This is a genomic window from Streptomyces sp. NPDC030799, assembly GCF_055572255.1.
This window is the reverse complement of the sequence record NZ_JBVIDS010000016.1, coordinates 65,353-85,748: the sequence shown is the minus strand read 5'-3', so window position 1 is coordinate 85,748 and position 20,396 is coordinate 65,353. Positions and strand designations below refer to the sequence as shown.

Sequence of the window (20,396 nt, the reverse complement as noted above, 5' to 3'; positions counted from 1 at the left end):
CGACAGCGGAACGCAGCATGCGGGGCGCGAGATCCGCCCGCTCGGCGTAGGAACGGGGCGCGCGGTTGACGCCCGTGTCGCGGCGTCCGTGCCCCCGGATCACAGGTCCGTCCGGGATCACAGCGTCTGCGGGACCGCCTTGGCCCGGCCCCGGATGCGGAACGCGGTGACGATCTCGGTGATCCCCACGACGACCAGCCAGATGCCGCCGACCAGGGTCAGCACACCGACCGACCGGAACGGCGAGTCGATCAGCACGATTCCGGCGATGAAGGTGATGACCCCGAGGAAGATCTGCCAGCCCCGGGCGGGCATCCGGGAGTCGTGCAGGGCGGCCAGGGTCTGGGTGATCCCGCGGATCAGCCAGCCGATGCCGATCCACAGGGCGAGCAGCAGGATCGACTGCATGGGCCCGCGGAAGCAGAACAGGCCGAGCAGGATCGACAGGGCGCCGCTGATGAAGGCCAGTACGCGCAGCGAGGTCGTCTTGTGCGTGCCGAACGCGGAGGCCAGCTGGAAGATGCCGCTGATCACGAGGTAGACGCCGAAGAGCACGCCGGCGACGAGCAGGGAGGCACCGGGCCAGATGAGGACCAGGATGCCGAGGATCAGCGAGGCGATCCCGGTGACCAGGACCACCTGCCAGGCGGCCCGGGACAGGGCGTGCAGAGGGCCCTCGAACGGCGGCTCGGGCTCATGGCGGGCGTGCGGCCCGCCGGGCGGCTGTGCGGCGTGGGCGCGCTGGTCGTCGTACTCACGGCCCCACTCGGGGCCGCTGTTGGGTGCTTCGGTCATGGTCCATGCTTGGACCGGCGGGGCGGGAGCTGCCAGCAGAGAGGGGCTGGTCGGGTGACGTCCGAGAGGTTTACGCGTCCCGGACGTCCTGCGTGCCGGAGGCCTTCGCCGCCCTTGCCGCCGCCTTCATCTCCTGCTTGTGCGCGCGGACCTTCGCCAGTGACTCGGGTCCGGTGATGTCGGCGACGGAGCGGAAGGACTTGGGCTCGCCGTACGCGCCCGCGGCCTCCCGCCAGCCCTTCGGGGTGACCCCGAGCTGCTTGCCGAGCAGCGCGAGGAAGATCTGTGCCTTCTGCTTGCCGAACCCCGGCAGTGCCTCCAGCCGCTTCAGCAGCTCGGCACCGCTGCCGGCGTCCCGCCAGACCGCCTCGGCGTCCCCGTCGTGGTGCTCGACGAGGTACTGGCACAGCTGCTGGATGCGCTTGGCCATCGAGCCGGGGTAGCGGTGCACGGCCGGTTTCTCGGCGAGCAGCGCGGCGAAGGCCTCCGGGTCCATCGCGGCGATGTCGTGCGCGTCGAGATCCCCGCCGGTTCCGGCGCCGAGCCGGTCGGCGATGGTCCGGGGTCCCTTGAACGCCCACTCCATGGGGATCTGCTGGTCCAGCAGCATCCCGGTCAGCGCGGCGAGTGGACTGCGCCCGAGGAGCGCGTCCGCCTCGGGATCCTGGGCGAGGTGCAGCGTGACGTCCATGCGTCGATCATGCCTCGCCCGGGATCCGTCCGCCGCCGGGCAGCCCGCTACCGGGTCATCGCGGTGCTGGGCAGCGCGGCCCCGAGGCCGGAGGCACTGTCGGTCGTGCGGACAGTGAGGCCGGCGCTCTTGCCGGAGATGGCGGCCGAGCCGTTCGTCACCGGTCCGCCTGCCGACCCGCGGGCGATCCACACCAGGCCGTCGGTGTTCTCACCGGGCGTGCCGACGACGACCTCGGCCTCGCCGTCCTTGTTGAGGTCGGCGAGGTGGACGGCCCAGCCGAAGTGATCCTTCGTCTCGGCGGTGCCGGGGACGCCCGCCGTGTTCTGGGTGTAGGCGGTGGCCTCGGCGCCGGTGAGCCCGGCGGCGGAACCGCGCAGCAGAACGGCCTCACCGGCCCACTTGGCCGAGCCGACGGTCTTCCACGGCACGCCGACGAGCACGTCGGCGTACTTGTCGCCGTTGACGTCGCCGACGCTGAGCGACGAGCCGAACTGGCCGCCGTCCTTGCCGACGCCGGGGACGCCCGGCGTGTCCTGGTGGATGGCGACGGGCTGCTGGTCGGCGGTGATGCCGTGCGCGCCGCCGTACAGGACCTGGATCTCGCCGCCGCTGTGGGCGCCGTGCGGGTCCTGGGTGAAGTGGGTGTCGTACTGGATGCCAGTGACGAGGTCGCCGTAGCCGTCGCCGTTGACGTCGCCGACCTGCCCGTTCCAGCCGTGGGCGAGCGGCAGCCGGGTCATCGGTGCGGCCGGATCGTCCTGGCCGACGGAGAGGGGCCCGCTGTAGGCCTGGACCGGGCCGGGCAGCGAGAACAGCTCGGCCTTGCCGTCGCCGTCGACGTCACCCATGACCACACTGTGGTTTTCGCCCTTGCCGAGGTAGCCGGAGACGGGCTTCCCGCTGCGGGTGAAGGGCCCGGTGTAGGTGACGCTCTGGCAGTTGCTGCCGACGGACAGCTCGGGGGCGCCGTCGCCGTTCATGTCCCCGGTGGCGAGCGACCGCCCGAAGAGGCAGTACGTCCGGTCCGGGCCGTAGCCGGCGGGCGGAGCGATGTCGGCGCCGCCCTTGAGGCCGCTCGGGCCGCCCCAGATCACCGTCACGGTGCCGCGCAAGCCCTGCTGCAGGCCGAAGTCCTCGCGCGGGGTGCCGACGATCAGGTCCGCATACCCGTCCCGGTCCAGGTCGGCGGTGGTGACGGTCTGGCCGAAGCGGTCGTTCTTCTCCGGGGCCCCCGGAATCCCGGCCGTGGCCGGGGTGATGACCTGACGGTGGGCCGTGCTCACGCCCGAGGCCGAGCCGTACAGCACGACGACCGCGCCGGCCTTCAGCACGCCGCCGCTCGCGGCGTCGGGCGCACCGATGACCAGGTCCCGGTACCCGTCCCCGTTGAAGTCGTCCTGGACGGCGGCGGTGTTGGCCCCCTTGTAGGGCGTGGCGGCGGCGGACGCCACCGGGGTCAGCGGAACGGCGGCGACGGCGGCCAGCACGGTGCCCGCGGTCAGAACTCTTCGCACGAAATCTCCCCCACTAGTAACGGACGTCCCACTCGACCCATGAAGTACTCGAATGGTTGTCCGCCTGCGGAAGCGAACCTCGGCCGGGGTCGGCCATGCATCGCGTACGATTCCTTCCCGCAAGGAACTTAGGCAAGGCTTACCTAAAACAAAGGGGGGCTCCCTGGTGACCACCGAGACCTACCGCGACGCCTGGGGCATCCCCCACCTGCGCGCCTCCAGCGCCCGTGAACTGGCCCATGCCCAGGGCCGGGTGACCGCACTGGACCGCGCCTGGCAGCTGGAGGTCGAACGCCACCGGTCCCAGGGCACCTCCGCCTCCTTCCTCGGCGCCGGCGCCCTGTCCTGGGACGTCCTCGCCCGCCGGGCCCGGCTCGACGACACCGCCCGCCGGTGCTTCGCCGCGCTGGACCGCCGGGACCCCGAAACGGCCGACTGGGTCCGCGCATACGTCGACGGCGTCAATGCGGGCCTGCCCGAAGGCGCCCGCCGCGCCTGCGAGTTCGGCCGCACCGGCCTCGCCCCCGGCCGCTGGCAGCCCTGGACCCCGCTCGGCGTCTGGCTCGCCACCCACCTCCTCTTCGCCGGCTTCCCGGCCAAGCTCTGGCGCGAGCAGGCGATACGGCACCTCGGCCCCGACGCCGTCCGCCTGTTCGCCACCGACGGCCCCGGCACCGCCGGCAGCAACGGCTGGCTCGTCACCGGCGCCCGCACTGCCTCCGGCCACGCCCTGATCGCCGGCGACCCGCACCGTTTCATCGAGGACCCCGGCGTCTACCAGCAGATCCGCCTGGCCTGCCCCGAGTTCGACGTCATCGGCCTTGCCGTGCCCGGCGTCCCCGGCATCGCCCACTTCGGTCACACCGGCACGGTCGCCTGGGCCATCACCAACGCCATGGCCGACTACCAGGACCTGTACCGAGAACGCCTGCGCCGCACGGGCACCGGCGTCCAGGCCCTCGGCCCGGACGGCCGCTGGCACCGGGCCACGCGGCACACGGAGACGGTCGACATCGCGGGCGAACCGCCGATCGCGATCGAGGTGATCGAGACGGACCGGGGGCCGGTGATCATCGGGGGGCCGGAGGGGCTGGAAGCGGGTCTCACGTCGACACGGCCGTACACCCCGCAGGCCGCCGACGTCGAGAACTCCCCACAGGGGCCAACCGCGCCCGACCACGAAGGCAGTACGGGTGCTGCCGGTGGGAACGCAATCCGAGCCGAGGACGAAGCCGAGGCGGGATCCCCTCGCGCCGAAGCGCCGCAGGCACTCGCTCTCCGCTGCCCGCCGCGCGTCACCGCAGACCTCGGCTTCAGCGCCCTCCTGCCCCTCCTCCGCGCCCGCACCGTCGAAGACGTCGACCGTGCCCTCGACGCCTGGGCCGAGCCCGTCAACGTCGTACAGGCCGCGGACACCCGGGGCGGCACCCTGCACCGCGTCGCCGGCCGCGTCCCCGTGCGCGCCCGGGCCAACCGCCTCCACCCCGTCCCCGCCTGGCACCCCGGCCACGAATGGCACGGCTGGCACGAGACGCCGTACGCGCCCGTGCCGGACGGCATCGCGGTGATGGCCAACCAGCGCGGCCCCGCCACCCCCCTCGGCGTCGAGTTCGCCCCACCGCACCGCGCCGACCGCATCCGCGCCCTCCTCGACGCGCACCGCACCTGGACCGCCGACGGCATGCCCGCGATCCACACCGACACCCATCTGGCCTCCGCCGCGCCCCTGCTGGACCATCTCTCCGCCCTCGCCGGCCTCAGCCCCGCAGCGGCCCGCCTGCGTGCCCGCCTGCTCGCCTGGAACCGCCGCATGGACGCCGACAGCACCGACGCGGCCGCCTACGCCGCCGTACGCTCCGCGGTCGTACGCCGTCTCGCCGCCCACCCGGTGTTCGCCCCGCTCGCCGAGCCCCCGGCCTACCCGGAGGTCCTGCTCCCCTGGCTGGCCCTCGTCCCGCGCATCGGATACGCCCTGGAACACCTGCTGCGCGCCAGGGAGTTGTACGGCATCGACCGCCCGGCGACCGTCCGTGCGGCCCTGGAGGAGGTGGCCGCCGCACAGCCGGCCGGCACCTGGTCCACGACCCACCGCCTCGCCCCCTGGCGCGCACTCCCGCAAGCGCCGGAGGACCCCGGACCCGGGCTCGCCGGTGACCACGACTGCGTGCTCTGCACCTCCGCCGTACCCGGTCTCACCGACCGCGCGGCCCGTGGCCCGGCCGCCCGGTACGTCTGGGACCTGGCCGACCGCGCGGGCAGCCGCTGGGTGGTCCCCTTCGGCGCCGACGGCGTCCCCGGCGCCCCCCACCACCGTGACCAACTCCCCCTGTGGCTCAAGGGGGAACTGGCCCCCGTCGTCACCGACTGGACCCTGCTGACCCTGCTGGAACGCACCGAGGAAACCCATGACTGACCGCTTCGAGGAAGCCTTCGCCCAGCACGTCGACGGCTTCGGCACCATCCGCGTCCGTCCCCTCGACCCGGCGTGCGACGCGGACGTGATCCACGGCTGGGTGAGCGAGGAACGCGCCGCCTTCTGGGGCATGAACGGCCTCACCCGGGACCAGGTCGCCGACGTCTACACCCACATGGCCGGCCTCGACACCCACCACGCCCACCTCGTCACCAAGGACGGCACACCGGCGGCTCTGCTCCAGACGTACGAGCCGGCCGCGGACCGGGTCGGCGAGTGCTACGACGTCCTCCCCGGCGACCTCGGCGTCCATGTGCTCCTCGGCCCCGCCGGCCCCGACGGCCGCCGTCCCGGCTGGACCGCCGCCCTGCTGCACGTGATGACGGCCTACGCGCTGTGCGTCCTGGACCGGCGCCGGCTCGTGGTCGACCCGGACGTACGCAACACCAAGGCGATCGCCCGCTTCGAACGCCAGGGATTCGTGTGCGGCCCCGTGGTCGTCCTGCCCGAGGTGGACGTCCCCGACGTGTACCTGCCCGAGAAGCACGCCCAACTCGCCTTCCTGGAACGGGCGGTGGCCTTTCCGGAAGGCTAACCTTGCCCGCGTGACGACGACGCCCGAAGAGCTGATCGCCCACTACGGCCTCGAACCCATCCCCCGCGAGGGCGGCCTGTTCCGCCGCACCTGGCAGGGGCCGGAGGGGACCGACGGCCGTCCCGCGGGCTCGGCCATCGTCGCCCTGCTCACCTCGGACGACTTCTGCGCCCTGCACCGCCTGCCCACCGACGAGATCTGGCACTTCTACCTCGGCGACCCGCTGCATCTCCTGCTGCTCGCCCCCGACGGCACCACCCGCACCGAAACCCTCGGCCCCGCCCCGCTGTCGGGGCAGCACGTCCAGCTGACCGTGCCGGCCGGCACCTGGATGGGCGCACGGGTGGCGCCGGCCGGCGCATGGTCGTTCTTCGGCTGCACGATGGCCCCGGGATTCACCTACGCGGACTACGAACACGGCGACGCGGCCGAGCTCACGGCGCGTTACCCGGCCGAGGCCGCCCGGATCACGGAACTGTGCCGTCCATGAGCCTGCTCGACGGACAGACCGTCCTGGTGACCGGCGCGGGCGGCGGCATCGGCCGCGCCATCGCGCTGCGCTTCGCCGAGGAGGGCGCGGCGGTGGCCCTTCACTGCCGTACGGCGGTGGACGCGGCCGGGGAAGTGGCGGCCCGGATCCGGGAATCGGGCGGCGAGGCCGTCGTACTCCAGGCGGATCTGACGGACGACGACGCCTGCCACCGCCTCGTCCGGGAGGTGACGGACTGGTCCGGCGGCCGGCTGACCGCCCTCGTCAACAACGCGGCCGTCCAGCCCGTCCAGCCCCTGCCCGGTATGACGGCGGACGAGTGGCGCACGGTCGTCGACACCGACCTCACCAGCGTCTTCTCCTGCACCCAGGCCGCCGCCGCGCACCTGCGCGCACACGGCGGCGGCACCATCACGCACATCGCCTCCATCGAGGCCGCCCGCCCCGCCCCCGGCCACGCCCACTACAGCGCGGCCAAGGCGGCGGTCGTCATGCACGCCCGCGCGGCCGCCCTGGAGTACGGGCCCGACGGCATCCGTGTCAACAGCGTCTCGCCCGGCCTGATCGACCGGGAGGGCCTGGCGGAGTCCTGGCCGGACGGCGTACGCCGCTGGCTGGCCGCCGCCCCCACCGGCCGCCTCGGCCGTCCCCGGGACGTGGCCGACGCGTGCGTGTTCCTGGCCTCGCCGCTCGCGAGCTGGATCACCGGCCACGACCTGACCGTGGACGGCGGTGTCTCGGCCCGCCCGACGTGGTGAGCACTCCGGCCGGTCTCTGCGTACTCGTAGGCAGGGCACGCGGCGAGGCGTGTTCACCCGAGGGCTGTGGCGAGGCCTGCTCGCACGAGGGCATGCGGTGACGGAGGGGACGAGGTGCGCTTGCGCGACCGACACCGGCGGTGGCCACGACGGCTGACCCTGCTCTGCGCGGGCCTGCTGTTCCTCCTGCTCGGCACGGCCGCCCCCGCGTCGGCGCACGCGGCCCTGCGCACGAGCGACCCCGGCGACGGCAGCGTCGTACGTACGGCCCCCCGGCACGTCACCCTGACCTTCACCGAGTCGGTCGGCCTGCTCACCGACTCCTTCCGGGTCTACGACCCCCGCAACCACCGGGTGCGCACGGGCCCCGCCGGCCACGCCCCGGGCCGCTCGGACACGGCCCGCGTCTCCCTGCCCGCCCACCTCGCCACCGGCACCTACACGGTCGCCTGGCGGGTGGTGTCGGCGGACAGCCACCCGGTGTCCGGCGCGCTCACCTTCTCGGTCGGCAAGCGCACGGCGACGACCGTGAGCGCGGTCCCCGACGCCACGGAGAACCCCGCCACGGCGGCCCTGTACAACATCGCCCGCTGGCTCGCCTACCTCTGCCTGGCCCTCCTCCTCGGCACCACCGCGTTCGTCGCGTACTGCCGCCCGCCCGTCGCGGCCCCGCTGCGCACCCCCGCCCTGGCCGCCGCCTGGACCCTCCTCGCCTCGACGGCCGTCCTGTTCGTCCTGCGCACCCCCTACGAGGAAGGCACCTCCCCCGCGCAGGCCCTCTCCCTGCGCGCCCTCGCGCACGCGGCCACGACCCGCCCCGGCGCACTCCTGCTCGCCCGGCTGGCGCTGCTGCTCCTGGCGGCAGCCGCCGTGGCCCTGCTCAGGGCCCGCCGCAGAAGGCTTCCCCGCCGCGCCACCCTCGCCGTGGCCGCGGCCCTGTCCCTGCCCCTCGTCCTGACCTGGTCGGCGGCCGAGCACGCCTCCGCGGGCCTGCAAGTCCCGCCGGCGATCACCTCCGCCACCCTTCACCTGCTGGCCATGGCGGCCTGGCTGGGCGGCCTGGCCGCGCTGCTGAGGATGCTGCAGCGCACCCCCGCCCTCCCGGCCTCGGTCCCGGCCCGCTTCTCGCGCCTGGCCTTCGCCTCGGTGACGGTCCTGGTCCTGACCGGTGTCTACCAGTCCTGGCGGGGCCTCGGTTCCTGGCAGGCGCTCACGGACACGACGTACGGGCGCACCCTGCTGGCCAAACTGGCGGCGGTCACCGCGCTGCTGCTGGCGGCGGCCTGCTCCCGCACCTGGACAGCCCGCCTGACGCAGGCCCGGGCCGGCAAGGCGGCACCCGCCGCCCGCGTCCCCGAACCGGCCACGGGTCCCCCGCTCCCGCCGGAACCCCCCGCCCCGCCCCCGCAGCTCCCCTTCCACCTCCTGCGCCGCTCGGTACTGGCGGAGGCGGCCGTCGGCGTGGTGGTGCTGGCCCTGACGACGCTCCTGACGAGCACGGTGCCGGGCCGGACGGCCACCGAGGCCGCGGAGACCGCGGAGACGGCGGCACCGGCGAGCGGCATCCCGACGGCCTCCGTCACCACGGTCCCCTTCGATGTCGGCACCCCCGGCGGCCACGGCAAGGTCCAGGTCACCCTGGACCCGGGCCGGGTGGGCCGCACCTCCGTCCAGGCGGTGGTCTACGGCCCCGACGGCGGCCTGTCCTCGGTCCCCGAACTGCGGGTCACCTTCACCCTGGCCGGACGGCGGATCGGCCCCCTGGACACCAGGGTCACCGACCGGGGCGGTTACTGGGCCTCCGACTCCTTCGACCTGCCCCTGCCGGGGACCTGGACGATGAAGGTGACGGTACGGGTGTCGGACGTGGACCAGGTGACGGTGCCGGTACCGGTGCGGGTGCCGCGATAGACCAAAACCTCCACCCGAATTGGTAAAGGAATTGATAGGTTCGCTGGTGCGGCGCTTGATCGGTCGTCGCACGGGCTGACGGGTGTCAGGGGGGAACACATGGCGTGGGAAGAGTGGGAGAGGGCCAAGGCTGCGACAGCGCAGGGCGGCGGCGCCCGGATGCAGCTGAACCAGGCCGGGCTCGGAGGATCCGATGACGCGGATCTCGTCGTGCACCAGGACGACTTGGGGGCCGTGGGCCACGAGGCGTTCGTTCTCCATGGTGAGCTGAGCAAGAAGGCCGACATCGCCGCGGCCGGCGCCGGCCGTCACGCGTCCGGATCCACCATGCAGGCGGCTGCCGAACTGAAGAGCAGCCACCTCGGGCTCGGTTCGGAACTGGAGACGACCGTCGAGATCTGGACCTCCCAGGTGAAGCACGTGCTGCAGGCGTGTGCGCACATCTCCAACCACCTCGACTACAGCAAGAAGCTGCACGCGCGGGACGACGCCCGGATCGCCGCCGACATCAGTGGACGTAACGGACCGGTGCCCGTCTCGGTGCTGAGCGAGTACTTCAAGTAGGGCAGGTAGGAGAGGACATGGGGGACTTCACCTACTCGGATCTCATGGCTCTGGACCTCGGCAAGCTGGGCACGGCGGTGTCCGACTGGAAGTCGATGGCCGAGGGCCTGGCCGAACTGGCCACCGACACGCGGGACGGCATGCTCAAGAAGTCCGAAGGGGCTCGCTGGAAGGGTGTCAACGCGGACGTCACAAGGGAGTTCGTACGCAAGACGGCCAAGGAGATCGCCGATCTCCAGTCGGAGGCGGAGAGCATCGCCGCCGTGCTCGCGGACACCCACGCGGAGCTGACGACGTACCAGAAGCAGGCGAAGAGCCTCACCGACGCGGCGCGCAAGGGCAACCCCGCCCACGACCCCCCGGACCCCCCTCTCTTCGTCACGGACGGGCCGGGCGGCACGGTCCGCGTGATGGAGGCGATGTGCACACCCAAGGGCCCGAACCAGCGCACCAAGGACTACATCCAGTGGTATGCCGACACGCTCACCGGAATCGTCCAGCACGCCGCCGAGGTCGACGCCGCGGCGGTACGGGCGCTGCGCAAGAGCCACGGCAACGACCCGTACAACGCCGGGCACGCCAAGTACACCTCCCTCGACGAGGAGCAGCTGCCCCGCGCCGAGGAACTCGCCGCGCTGGGCGGTGACGCCGACGCGAAACAACGCGCCGAGCTGAAACGCCTGTGGGGGTCGCTGAGCCCCGAGGCGCGGGCCCGCCTCTGGCTCGCGAAGAAGGACGACCTCATGGCGGCCGGCATCCTGAGCCCGACCATGCCGCAGGTCGCGGCCGACGCCGGGGCGGGGGCGCACGGATCGGAGTCACCCGGATTCGACGAGTGGGCCACCAAGCGAAAGATGGAACTGCTCGCCGAGGGCGCCGACTGGAAGGGCATGACGGACGCCTCCCGCAACATGGCCCACTACCTCGGCAACAGCGGCTCCCCGATGGTCCTGCCCGTGGACAAGATGATGGCGGACGTCCCGGAGTTCAAGACGTACGTCGACGACATCGTCCGGCACCACCAGAACGGCTGGCGCCAGCAGGCCCTGCAGCAGTTCCGGGAGAACGGCGGCAAACCGGTCGCCATCCCGGTGGAGGCGAAGCTGCCCGACGGCTTCTACTTCAGCAAGGACATCAACGAGAACTGGTTCTACGCGGTGGGCGGCGCCAACACCAACGTCACCGGCGTCGTGACGGCCGTACCGGATGCGCACGGCAACCCGAAGATCTCCGTCGACTACCAGGCGAACGTCTGGGACCGCTACAACTGGGACGAGGGCAAGGGCGTCAACGTGGGCCCGATGAAGATCCCCGACGGCCAGATGGCCAAGCTCCACCGGGTGGGACTCGCCCAGGAGTACGACATGGCGGGGAGCAGCAGCACGCACCACTACGATCTCGGCTCCTCGCAGCCCAACCAGTCCCCGCCGCCGGGCCCCGACGAAAGCAGGGACGGACGCACGGACCCGGGCCGGGAGCAACAGCAGGGCCGTACGACGCACAGGTCACCCGGGAGGACGGCCGGCCGATGAACGACGCCCACGACAACACAGGCGGCCACCGCCGGACGCGCGCCGCCGGGGCGGCCCTCGGCACGCTGGCCCTGCTGGGCGCCCTGACGGCGACAGGCTGCTCCGTACCCGACTCCAGTACCGGCCCGGCCGGTGACCGCGCCGCCCGGCAGACCGCGGACGACAGGTGGGTCGAGGGCGTCACGCCGGGGTGGATGAGCGGGCACATGGGCGTCGACATCCCGGCGGCGGCCCAGGACGCGCGGGCCGGCTATCAGGTGACCTCCCGCTTCGACACTGGTGTGCTCACCTTCACACTGACCAGGTCCCAGGCACGGGCCTTCCTGGCCGCCTATCCGCCGGCCGGCGAACTGCTGGAGCCCACGGCCGCCGTGACCGACGTGCGGACCCACGACTTCAGACACCTGGGTGTGCCGGAGCCGGAGTCGTTCAAGAAGGGCATGCGCTACGGCTCCGTCTGCCCCGGCGCCGACCCCAAGCCCACCGCGAGCCCGGACCCGCTCGCCGATCCGTACGGCACCTCGGACACCGGCTGCGTCAGCCTCTACGCCCACGACTACGCCCCGGACCGCACCCGCATCTACCTCCGCGACCACTACGAGCCGGGCATCAGCCCCCTCCCGACAACCCCACCCACTTCCTCCCCGAGCCGCTGACCCCTCCCCACCGGTCGCGGGTTCGGGAAGGGCCTGCTCGGACAGACATACATACGCCGAAGGGCCGGACCGCTGCTGCGGTCCGGCCCTTCGGGCTGGCGGAGGATACGAGATTCGAACTCGTGAGGGGTTGCCCCCAACACGCTTTCCAAGCGTGCGCCCTAGGCCTCTAGGCGAATCCTCCGCCGGAAACATTACATGACCGAGGGGAGTGCTCGCGAACCCGTTCCCGCAGGCCCGCATCCGTTACAGCCCACGGGCCGCGATCGGGTACTGTGGGCGCAGCCCCTCACGCGGCGCTATCTGACTGAACTCCCCCAGGGCCGGAAGGCAGCAAGGGTAGGTCGGCTCTGGCGGGTGCGTGGGGGGCCCTTGCGTTCCCGGGGCGTCCGCGGCCGGGGCCGGTTGTCAGTGAGCGCCTATAACCTCGTATGCGTGTCGTCTCTCGCGCTGTACCGCCGCTATCGCCCGGAGACCTTTGCCGAGGTCATCGGGCAGGAGCATGTCACCGACCCGCTGCAGCAGGCGCTGCGGAACAACCGGGTCAATCACGCGTACCTGTTCAGCGGTCCGCGCGGCTGCGGCAAGACGACCAGCGCGCGGATCCTCGCCCGCTGTCTGAACTGTGAGCAAGGTCCCACGCCGACGCCCTGCGGGGAGTGCCAGTCGTGCCGGGACCTGGCCAGGAACGGGCCCGGCTCGATCGACGTCATCGAGATCGACGCCGCTTCCCACGGTGGTGTGGACGACGCCCGTGAGCTGCGTGAGAAAGCCTTCTTCGGCCCCGCGGGCAGCCGGTACAAGATCTACATCATCGACGAGGCCCACATGGTCACGTCGGCCGGCTTCAACGCGCTGCTGAAGGTCGTGGAGGAGCCGCCGGAGCATCTGAAGTTCATCTTCGCCACCACCGAGCCCGAGAAGGTCATCGGCACCATCCGGTCCCGGACCCATCACTACCCCTTCCGGCTGGTCCCGCCCGGCACCCTGCGGGACTACCTGGCCGAGGTGTGCCAGAAGGAGAACATCCCGGTCGAGGAGGGCGTCCTCCCGCTCGTCGTGCGCGCCGGCGCCGGTTCCGTGCGTGACTCCATGTCCGTCATGGACCAGCTGCTCGCCGGCGCCGGAGCGGAGGGTGTGACGTATGCCATGGCCACCTCCCTCCTCGGCTACACCGACGGCTCGCTGCTCGACTCCGTCGTCGAGGCCTTCGCCACCGGCGACGGGGCCGCCGCCTTCGAGGTCGTGGACCGCGTCATCGAGGGCGGCAACGACCCGCGGCGCTTCGTCGCCGACCTGCTGGAGCGGCTGCGGGACCTGGTGATCCTCGCCGCCGTTCCGGACGCCGTGGACAAGGGGCTCCTCGACGCCCCCGCCGACGTCCTGGAGCGGATGCAGGCCCAGGCCTCCACCTTCGGCGCCGCCGAGCTGAGCCGCGCCGCCGACCTCGTCAACGAGGGCCTGACGGAGATGCGCGGTGCCACCTCGCCCCGCCTCCAGCTGGAACTGATCTGCGCCCGCGTGCTGCTCCCCGCCGCCTACGGAGACCAGCGGTCCGTGATGGCCCGCCTCGACCGTCTCGAACGCGGCGTCCACTTCTCGGGCGGCACCGGTGCGCCCGCCATGGGGTACGTGCCCGGGCCCGAGGCCCACGCCGCCGGTGCCCCGGCATCGCCCGCCGGTGCTCCGGTATCGCCCGCGAGCGCCCCCGTGCCGCCCGGCGGCGGCCCCGCGGCGGCCCGCGCGGCGGTGCGCGCGGCCAACGGTCCGGGGGCCGGGGGGCCGGGCGTGGGCGGATCCGTCCCGGCCGGTCCGGGCGCAGGTGGTCCTGGTGTCGCTGGTCCGGGTGCCGGTGGTCCGGAGGCCGCTGGTCCTGGCGTCCCTGGTCACGGTGCCGGTGGCCCGGGCGTTGACGGTCCCGGCTCCGGCGTCGGTGGTCCGGCTCCGGCCGCCCCCGCACCCACAGCCCCCGCCCCGGCAGCGCCGACCCCGGCCACCCCCACGACGGCCCCCGGCCCCACCCCCACCGACCAGGCCCCGGTACGGCCGTCCGACTCCCCTGGTGCGCCCGCTGCCTTCCCGGCCCCGGCCGGTGCTTCCACCCCGTCCCCCGCCGCTCCCGGCGCCTGGCCCACTGCCGCTGCTGCCGGCAGCGGTCGGCGCCCCGGTGGCTGGCCCACGGCCGCGGCACCGGCGGGCGGTCAGCAGGGTGGGCAGCAGGGCCGGCCGGCTCCCGGCCAGGCACCCGCTGCGCCGCAGCACCAGGCGGGCGGCGCCGCGCAGACGGCCCCCGCGGCTCCGGCGGCACCCGCACCGGCTCCGGCAGCAGCTCCCGCGGCCGGCGGCCTCGATCCGCGTGTGCTCTGGCCGAACATCCTGGAGGCCGTCAAGAACCGCCGCCGCTTCACCTGGATCCTGCTCAGCCAGAACGCCCAGGTGACCGGTTTCGACGGCACCACCCTGCAACTCGGCTTCGTCAACGCCGGCGCCCGGGACAACTTCGCCGGCAGCGGCAGCGAGGACGTGTTGCGGGCGGCGCTGGCCGAGCAGTTCCACGTGCAGTGGAAGATCGAGGCGGTCGTCGACCCGTCCGGCGGCGGATCCGCACCCCAGTCCGCCGGCGGCTTCGGCGGCGGAGGCGGTTACGGCGGCGCTTCGGCCGGGAGTGGCGGTTACGGCGCCCCCGCCTCGCCCCGCCCTGCTCCCCAGCCGGCCCCGCAGCCGTCCGCACCCGCGCGGTCCGGCCCCGCTGCCGTTCCTGCCGCACCCGCCCCGCGGCCCACGGCCGCCCCGGAGCCGCCGCCGGTCTCCCTGGAGGACGACATTCCGGAGGACGACGACCCGGACCTCGACGAGTCGGCACTCTCCGGCCACGAACTGATCGTCAAGGAGCTGGGGGCGACGGTGGTGGAGGAGTTCTCCAACGAATAGGCCGGACCGGCTACGAATGGGCCGGACCGGACGAATGGGCTGGGTCGGCAACGAACAGGCAGGACCGGCGCGGGCCCTTTGGAGGAAAGTCCAACAAACCCGGGCCCCGGTCTTCGGCAACCTTGCCATTAGGCTGACCCCGTGAAGGTCCTCGTCATCGGCAGCGGCGCCCGCGAACACGCCCTGTGCCGCTCCCTGTCCCTCGACCCCGACGTCACCGCGCTGCACTGCGCCCCCGGCAACGCCGGCATCGCGGAGGTCGCCGAGCTGCACCCGGTCGACGCGCTCGACGGCAAGGCGGTCGCCGAGCTGGCCGCCGGCCTCGGTGCCGACCTGGTCGTCGTCGGCCCGGAGGCCCCGTTGGTCGCCGGTGTGGCCGACGCCGTCCGTGCGGCCGGCATCCCGGTGTTCGGTCCGTCGAAGGAAGCCGCGCAGCTGGAGGGCTCCAAGGCCTTCGCCAAGGACGTCATGGCGGCGGCCGGGGTGCCGACCGCCCGTTCCTACGTGTGCACGACGGCCGATGAGGTCGCCGAGGCCCTGGACGCCTTCGGCGCCCCCTACGTCGTCAAGGACGACGGCCTCGCCGCCGGCAAGGGCGTCGTCGTCACCGATGACCTGGACGCCGCCAAGGCCCACGCCGCCGCCTGTGAACGCGTGGTCATCGAGGAGTTCCTCGACGGCCCCGAGGTGTCCCTCTTCGCGATCACCGACGGCGTGACGGTCGTACCGCTCCAGCCCGCCCAGGACTTCAAGCGCGCCCTGGACGGCGACGAGGGTCCGAACACCGGTGGCATGGGCGCCTACTCGCCGCTGCCGTGGGCCGAGCCGAAGCTGGTCGACGAGGTGCTGCAGACGGTCCTGCAGCCGACCGTGGACGAGCTGCACCGCCGCGGCACCCCGTTCTCCGGCCTTCTCTACGCGGGCCTGGCGATCACCAGCCGCGGTGTCCGGGTCATCGAGTTCAACGCCCGCTTCGGCGACCCGGAGACCCAGGTGGTGCTGGCCCGGCTGAGGACCCCGCTGGCCGGGCTGCTGATGGCCGCCGCCACCGGCAACCTCGCCGATCTGCCGCCCCTGCGCTGGAGCGAGGACGCGGCCGTCACCGTCGTCGTCGCCTCGCACAACTACCCCGGCACCCCCCGCACCGGCGACCCGATCACCGGTCTGGACGAGGTGGCCGCCGAGGACGCCCCGCACGCGTACGTCCTGCACGCCGGGACGAAGCGGGACGGCGACGCCGTGGTCAGTGCGGGCGGGCGCGTGCTGTCCGTCACCGCCACCGGCAAGGACCTGACCGAGGCGCGCGAGCGGGCGTACCGGGCGGTGGGCCGGATCCGTCTGGAGGGCTCCCAGCACCGCACCGACATCGCCGCGAAGGCGGCGCGGGCAAGCGCCTGACCCGCCCCCCTGCCGCCGGCACGACACCCAGGCCCCGGATTTCCGAATCCGGGGCCTGATCTTTGCTGTCTGTCACCCACCTCTGACCAAAGCCATTCCATCGAGTGAGCAATCGCCCATACGGCTGACGGGGGCCGGGGCCCCAACTAGGGTGCCGCGCAAGCGTTCCGGCACTTGGCCCACCGGCATTGCGATGTCAGTGGCGGGTGCCACAGTGGGGGAGTGAGCACCACCAGATCGGCACGGCATCGGCAGCGAGGGGGTGAGGTCGGCACGTGACCGGAATCGGTGCGGAGGCGGGCGCGCAGGCCGCGCGTTCCCGGGCCCTCGCCGTACTGCGGGTCCGGGGCCGCGCGCTGGGCGTGGCCCTGCTGCCCGCGGCTGCCGCGGTGATCCTGCTGACCGGCGTGTCCACCGGCCACTTCGTCGGCCGGGGCTGGGACGCCGCGCGCTGGGCCGTGGGCGTCCTCGCCGTGCTGGTGCTGCTGGCCGCCGTCGGCATCGCGCTGGTCGTGGCCCGGGCGCGTCCCGCAGTCAGCCCGACGGTGCCCATCCCGGAGCAGTCCGCCCCGGACCTGTACCGGTTGGTGCGCGACCTCGCCGACCGCCTGGACGTCCCGGCCCCCTCGGCCATAGCGCTCACCCCGGACTGCGACAGCTGGCTGGAGGACCGCACACACGCGGCCCACGGCCCGCCCCCGCGTCCCGCGCCCGACGAGATAGCGGGCCCGGGCCGCCGCCGGGCCCCCGTCGCGCCGGTGCTCGTCATCGGCTCCCCGTTTCTGTGGTGGATGCGCGTCGGGGAGCTGCGCGCGGTCCTCGCCCCGGTCATCGCGGGTACGGGCCCTTCGGCGCACCCGGACATAGCGGCCGCCCGGCGCTTCGTGCGCGGTCTGGACGCCGCGGTCGCGGTCGCCTCCGCACCGGGCCGCTGCCTGGTGGCCCGGGGGGTGTGCGCGGCCCTCGGCGGGGTGGCCCGGCTGCTGCTGCGCGGCTGCCGGGAGCACGCGACGCAGATGGAGCGCGGGGTCGCCGCGGCGGCGGCCGAGCGGGCCCAGGCCGTCGACTACGGCCTGAGGATCGTCGCCCAGGAGCAGGTCGGCCTCGCCTACGCCGGCTGGGACCGGCTGCTGACCCGGGTCGCACTGCCCGCCTGGCGGATGGGCCGCTGGCCCTCCGGGCTGGACGCGGGCGTGGTCGCCGCGCTCACCGAGCTGTCCCGGCGGGACCGCCTGGCCGAGGGCTTCACCTCCCGGCTCGGCGAGCGCCCCGCCTGCGACCTGCTGGAAGAGCCCGGCGCGGTGGACGAGGCCGCCTCGCTGCTCGCCGCGCGGCTGTTCCACGGCGGTCCCGCGGAGTCCGGTCCGGACTGGGCGCCGGTGGACTGGCAGGCGTACCCGGAGGAGGTCGTGGACCGCACCTGGCGTGCCGACGCGGCCCGTCTGCACCGCGTCCTGGACTCCCTCGGCGTCCGCGCCTCGCTCGACCCCGCGACCCCCGACCCCGGCGGCCCCACCCTGGCCCGCGTCCTGGACCACCTGACCGTGCCCGCCACAGAGGCGGCAGCCCCCCGAACCCCCCACAGCAACCCGCGAGCCGCCAAGGGCGAGCACGGCCCCCTGGGGCCGCCGGCCCCGGTGACCGACCCGTACGCCGCCGAGGGCGAGCGCGGTTCCCCCGGGCCGCCGGCCCCGGCGCCCGACCCGTACGCCGCCGACGGTGAGCACGGCTCCCTGGAGTCATCCGCCCCGGCGCCCGACCCGCGAGCCGCCGAGGGCGAGCACGCCCCCCTGGAGTCATCCGCCCCGGCGAGCTACCCGTACGCCGCCGAGGGCGAGCACGACCCCCTGGAGCCGCCCGCCCCGGCGCCCGACCCGCACATCCCCGACGGCGAGCACCCCCCACAGGCGCCGCACGTGCCCGATGGCGAAAGCCGCGGGGGTGGGATGCGGATCCCCGCCGAAGGTGAGGGCGAGGCGCCGCAGGGGGAGCGGAGCGCCGCCCTTGCCGCCGGTCTGAGCGCCGCGCTGGCCCGTGAGGAGCACGGGGTGCCCGGGGGCGCGACAGCCACCGGCCGGAGCCCCGAGAGCGCCCTGTGGGACGACGGCGGGCTGCCGCTGTTCCCGCTGCAGCCCCCGCGCACCGCCCGCGACCTGCTCACCGACCACGTCACGGCGATGGTGTGCTGCGCGGCCATCGACACCGCCGGCGCGGTCCCCGCCCTGGACTGGCTGGACGGCCCCTCCCTGCTGCTCGGCGGTGAGCGGGCCGCCGACCTCACGACCAGGGTGCTCAGCCTGGTCGAAGAGGGAGACCCGGGCCCGCTGCGCGATTGGCTGGCCGCTTCCGGCATACGCCCCGAGAAGCCCGTTCGGCTCGTCTGACGGAAGCCCTGTCTTCCAGTTCAGGTCAATTCGCAACGAGTAGTGACCGAGCCCGTGCGTTATGTGATGTGCTGGGAGCGACCACGCACCTGGCAAAGGCGTGCGACATACGACAGCACGGCCGAGCCCGGGGCGCACCACCGAGCACCGCGAGCACCACCGATACAGGACGACACGGGGGCATGAGGGAGGGGACGGCCATGGCCTCGGACCACATTCGCCGCTGGGAGTCCGGAGCGCTCGCGCACGCCGTCACGGATCCTTTCGGCCAGGGTCCTCTGCCCTGGCTGCGCGGCAGTGAGACCTACTTCGACGACACCGGTCACGTCGTGCCCTGGTACGTCGATGCGAGCCCGCAGCAGCTCACCGACGGCAGGCCCCGGGTGCCCGCGCCGCGTGCGGGTGCAACCGGGCCCCGCGCCGCCGACGACGTGCACCGCCAGATCAAGGGCTTCACCTCCACCGGCGCGGTCAGGCCGGGCGAGGCGATCGACTTCCACGTCACGGTCGACCCGCCCCAGGAGTTCAGCGTCGACGTCTACCGGATCGGCCACTACGGCGGCGACGGCGCCTCCAAGATCACCACCAGCCCGCGGCTGTCCGGCATCGTCCAGCTCCCGCCACTCGCCGCCGACCGCACGGTCTCCTGCCACCACTGGTGGCTGTCCTGGCGCCTCCAGGTGCCCTCCCACTGGCGCATCGGCGCCTATGTGGCCGTCCTCACCACCGCCGACGGCTACCGCTCCCACGTGCCGTTCACGGTCCGCGACGACCACCCCGCCGACCTGCTCCTGCTGCTGCCGGACATCACCTGGCAGGCGTACAACCTGTATCCGGAGGACGGCCGCACCGGCGCCAGCCTCTACCACGCCTGGGACGAGAACGGCCGGCTGCTCGGCGAGGCCGACGCTGCCACCACGGTCTCCTTCGACCGCCCCTACGCGGGAGCGGGCCTGCCCCTGCATGTCGGGCACGCCTACGACTTCATCCGCTGGGCCGAGCGCTACGGCTACGACCTCGCCTACGCCGAAGCCCGCGATCTGCACGCCGGCCGCGTCGACCCCACCCGCTACCGGGGCCTGGTCTTCCCCGGCCACGACGAGTACTGGTCGGTGCCGATGCGCCGGGCCGTCGAGGACGCCCGGGACCGGGGCACCTCGCTGGTCTTCCTCTCCGCCAACACCATGTACTGGCAGGTGGAGCTGGGCCCCTCCCCGTCCGGCGTCCCGGACCGGCTGCTGACCTGCCGCAAACGCAAGGGCCCCGGAAAGCCGGTGCTGTGGCGCGAGATCGACCGGCCCGAGCAGCAGCTGGTCGGCATCCAGTACGCGGGCCGCGTACCCGAGCCGCACCCGCTGATCGTCCGCAACGCCGGCCACTGGCTGTGGGAGGCGACGGGCGCGCACGAGGGCGACGAGATCGAGGGCCTGGTCGCCGGCGAGGCCGACCGGTACTTCCCGCGCACCCCGCTGCCCGAGCACGAGGAGCGCATCCTGCTCGCCCACTCCCCGTACACCGACGGCGAGGGCGCCCTGCGCCACCAGGAGACGTCCCTGTACCGGGCCCCCTCCGGCGCCTGGGTCTTCGCCTCCGGAACCTTCGCCTGGTCCCCGGCCCTGGACCGCCCCGGCCATGTGGACCCCCGTATCCAGCGCGCCACGGCGAATCTGCTGGACCGCATCTGCAAACGCGACTGACCCGCTGTCCGGCTCGGGGGTTCCATACGGGACAATCAAGCCATTGGACAGAACCACGGGGAGG

The 20,396-nt window shown here is 73.5% G+C and carries 15 protein-coding genes, 1 tRNA gene and 1 other RNA gene; 13 read left to right on the top strand and 4 right to left on the bottom strand.

The window, feature by feature from the left end; translation table 11 throughout:
* Window positions 1–117: 117 nt before the first annotated feature.
* The 3 genes from ACZ41I_RS33910 to ACZ41I_RS33900 form a co-directional block, all read right to left on the bottom strand.
* Window positions 118–795, bottom strand: a complete 678-nt coding sequence (locus ACZ41I_RS33910; protein ID WP_363219031.1) for an HdeD family acid-resistance protein — start codon at window positions 793–795, stop codon at window positions 118–120.
* 70 nt (window positions 796–865) lie between these two features.
* Window positions 866–1,486: an HhH-GPD-type base excision DNA repair protein gene (locus ACZ41I_RS33905; RefSeq protein WP_468515846.1), complete on the bottom strand. Its 621-nt coding sequence runs from the start codon at window positions 1,484–1,486 to the stop codon at window positions 866–868.
* A 47-nt stretch (window positions 1,487–1,533) separates the two neighbouring features.
* Window positions 1,534–3,003, bottom strand: coding sequence for an FG-GAP and VCBS repeat-containing protein (locus tag ACZ41I_RS33900; protein WP_468515845.1), 1,470 nt, complete (start codon window positions 3,001–3,003; stop codon window positions 1,534–1,536).
* A 166-nt stretch (window positions 3,004–3,169) separates the two neighbouring features.
* Here ACZ41I_RS33900 and ACZ41I_RS33895 point away from each other — a divergent pair, with 166 nt between their 5' ends.
* The 8 genes from ACZ41I_RS33895 to ACZ41I_RS33860 all read left to right on the top strand — a co-directional run bounded on the left by ACZ41I_RS33895 (window position 3,170) and on the right by ACZ41I_RS33860 (window position 11,922).
* The gene (locus ACZ41I_RS33895; RefSeq protein ID WP_468515844.1) at window positions 3,170–5,416 is read left to right on the top strand and encodes a penicillin acylase family protein; all 2,247 of its coding nucleotides are present in this window, start codon (window positions 3,170–3,172) and stop codon (window positions 5,414–5,416) included.
* The gene (locus tag ACZ41I_RS33890; RefSeq protein ID WP_468515843.1) at window positions 5,409–6,011 is read left to right on the top strand and encodes a GNAT family N-acetyltransferase; all 603 of its coding nucleotides are present in this window, start codon (window positions 5,409–5,411) and stop codon (window positions 6,009–6,011) included. Before ACZ41I_RS33895 ends, ACZ41I_RS33890 begins: the two co-directional genes overlap by 8 nt.
* Window positions 6,012–6,021: 10 nt before the next feature.
* Window positions 6,022–6,501, top strand: coding sequence for a cupin domain-containing protein (locus ACZ41I_RS33885; RefSeq protein WP_363219036.1), 480 nt, complete (start codon window positions 6,022–6,024; stop codon window positions 6,499–6,501).
* Window positions 6,498–7,259, top strand: a complete 762-nt coding sequence (locus tag ACZ41I_RS33880) for an SDR family NAD(P)-dependent oxidoreductase (RefSeq protein WP_363219037.1) — start codon at window positions 6,498–6,500, stop codon at window positions 7,257–7,259. Before ACZ41I_RS33885 ends, ACZ41I_RS33880 begins: the two co-directional genes overlap by 4 nt.
* 114 nt (window positions 7,260–7,373) lie before the next feature.
* Window positions 7,374–9,170: a copper resistance CopC/CopD family protein gene (locus ACZ41I_RS33875; protein WP_468515842.1), complete on the top strand. Its 1,797-nt coding sequence runs from the start codon at window positions 7,374–7,376 to the stop codon at window positions 9,168–9,170.
* 99 nt (window positions 9,171–9,269) lie between these two features.
* Entirely contained in the window at window positions 9,270–9,734 is a 465-nt protein-coding gene (locus tag ACZ41I_RS33870) for a hypothetical protein (RefSeq protein WP_468515841.1), read from the top strand.
* A 17-nt stretch (window positions 9,735–9,751) separates the two neighbouring features.
* A complete protein-coding gene (locus ACZ41I_RS33865) occupies window positions 9,752–11,266 on the top strand; it encodes a hypothetical protein (protein WP_399767113.1) in 1,515 nt (504 codons plus the stop codon).
* Window positions 11,263–11,922, top strand: coding sequence for a hypothetical protein (locus ACZ41I_RS33860; protein ID WP_468515840.1), 660 nt, complete (start codon window positions 11,263–11,265; stop codon window positions 11,920–11,922). The genes ACZ41I_RS33865 and ACZ41I_RS33860 overlap by 4 nt, the downstream gene beginning before the upstream one ends.
* Window positions 11,923–12,018: 96 nt before the next feature.
* Here ACZ41I_RS33860 and ACZ41I_RS33855 read toward each other — a convergent pair.
* Window positions 12,019–12,106 (bottom strand) — tRNA-Ser (locus ACZ41I_RS33855).
* 97 nt (window positions 12,107–12,203) lie between these two features.
* On the opposite strand from ACZ41I_RS33855, the gene ffs reads away from it, so the two are divergent.
* From ffs to ACZ41I_RS33830, 5 genes are all read left to right on the top strand, one after another.
* Window positions 12,204–12,298, top strand: an RNA gene (gene ffs, locus ACZ41I_RS33850) — signal recognition particle sRNA small type.
* 59 nt (window positions 12,299–12,357) lie between these two features.
* On the top strand, window positions 12,358–14,853 hold the full coding sequence (locus ACZ41I_RS33845; RefSeq protein WP_468515839.1) for a DNA polymerase III subunit gamma and tau: 2,496 nt from the start codon (window positions 12,358–12,360) through the stop codon (window positions 14,851–14,853).
* Window positions 14,854–14,994: 141 nt separating this feature from the next.
* Window positions 14,995–16,251, top strand: coding sequence for a phosphoribosylamine--glycine ligase (gene purD / locus ACZ41I_RS33840; protein ID WP_468515838.1), 1,257 nt, complete (start codon window positions 14,995–14,997; stop codon window positions 16,249–16,251).
* A 275-nt stretch (window positions 16,252–16,526) separates the two neighbouring features.
* Entirely contained in the window at window positions 16,527–18,635 is a 2,109-nt protein-coding gene (locus ACZ41I_RS33835; protein WP_468515837.1) for a M48 family metalloprotease, read from the top strand.
* Between the two features lie 200 nt (window positions 18,636–18,835).
* Entirely contained in the window at window positions 18,836–20,332 is a 1,497-nt protein-coding gene (locus ACZ41I_RS33830) for a N,N-dimethylformamidase beta subunit family domain-containing protein (RefSeq protein ID WP_399767127.1), read from the top strand.
* Window positions 20,333–20,396 lie beyond the last annotated feature (64 nt).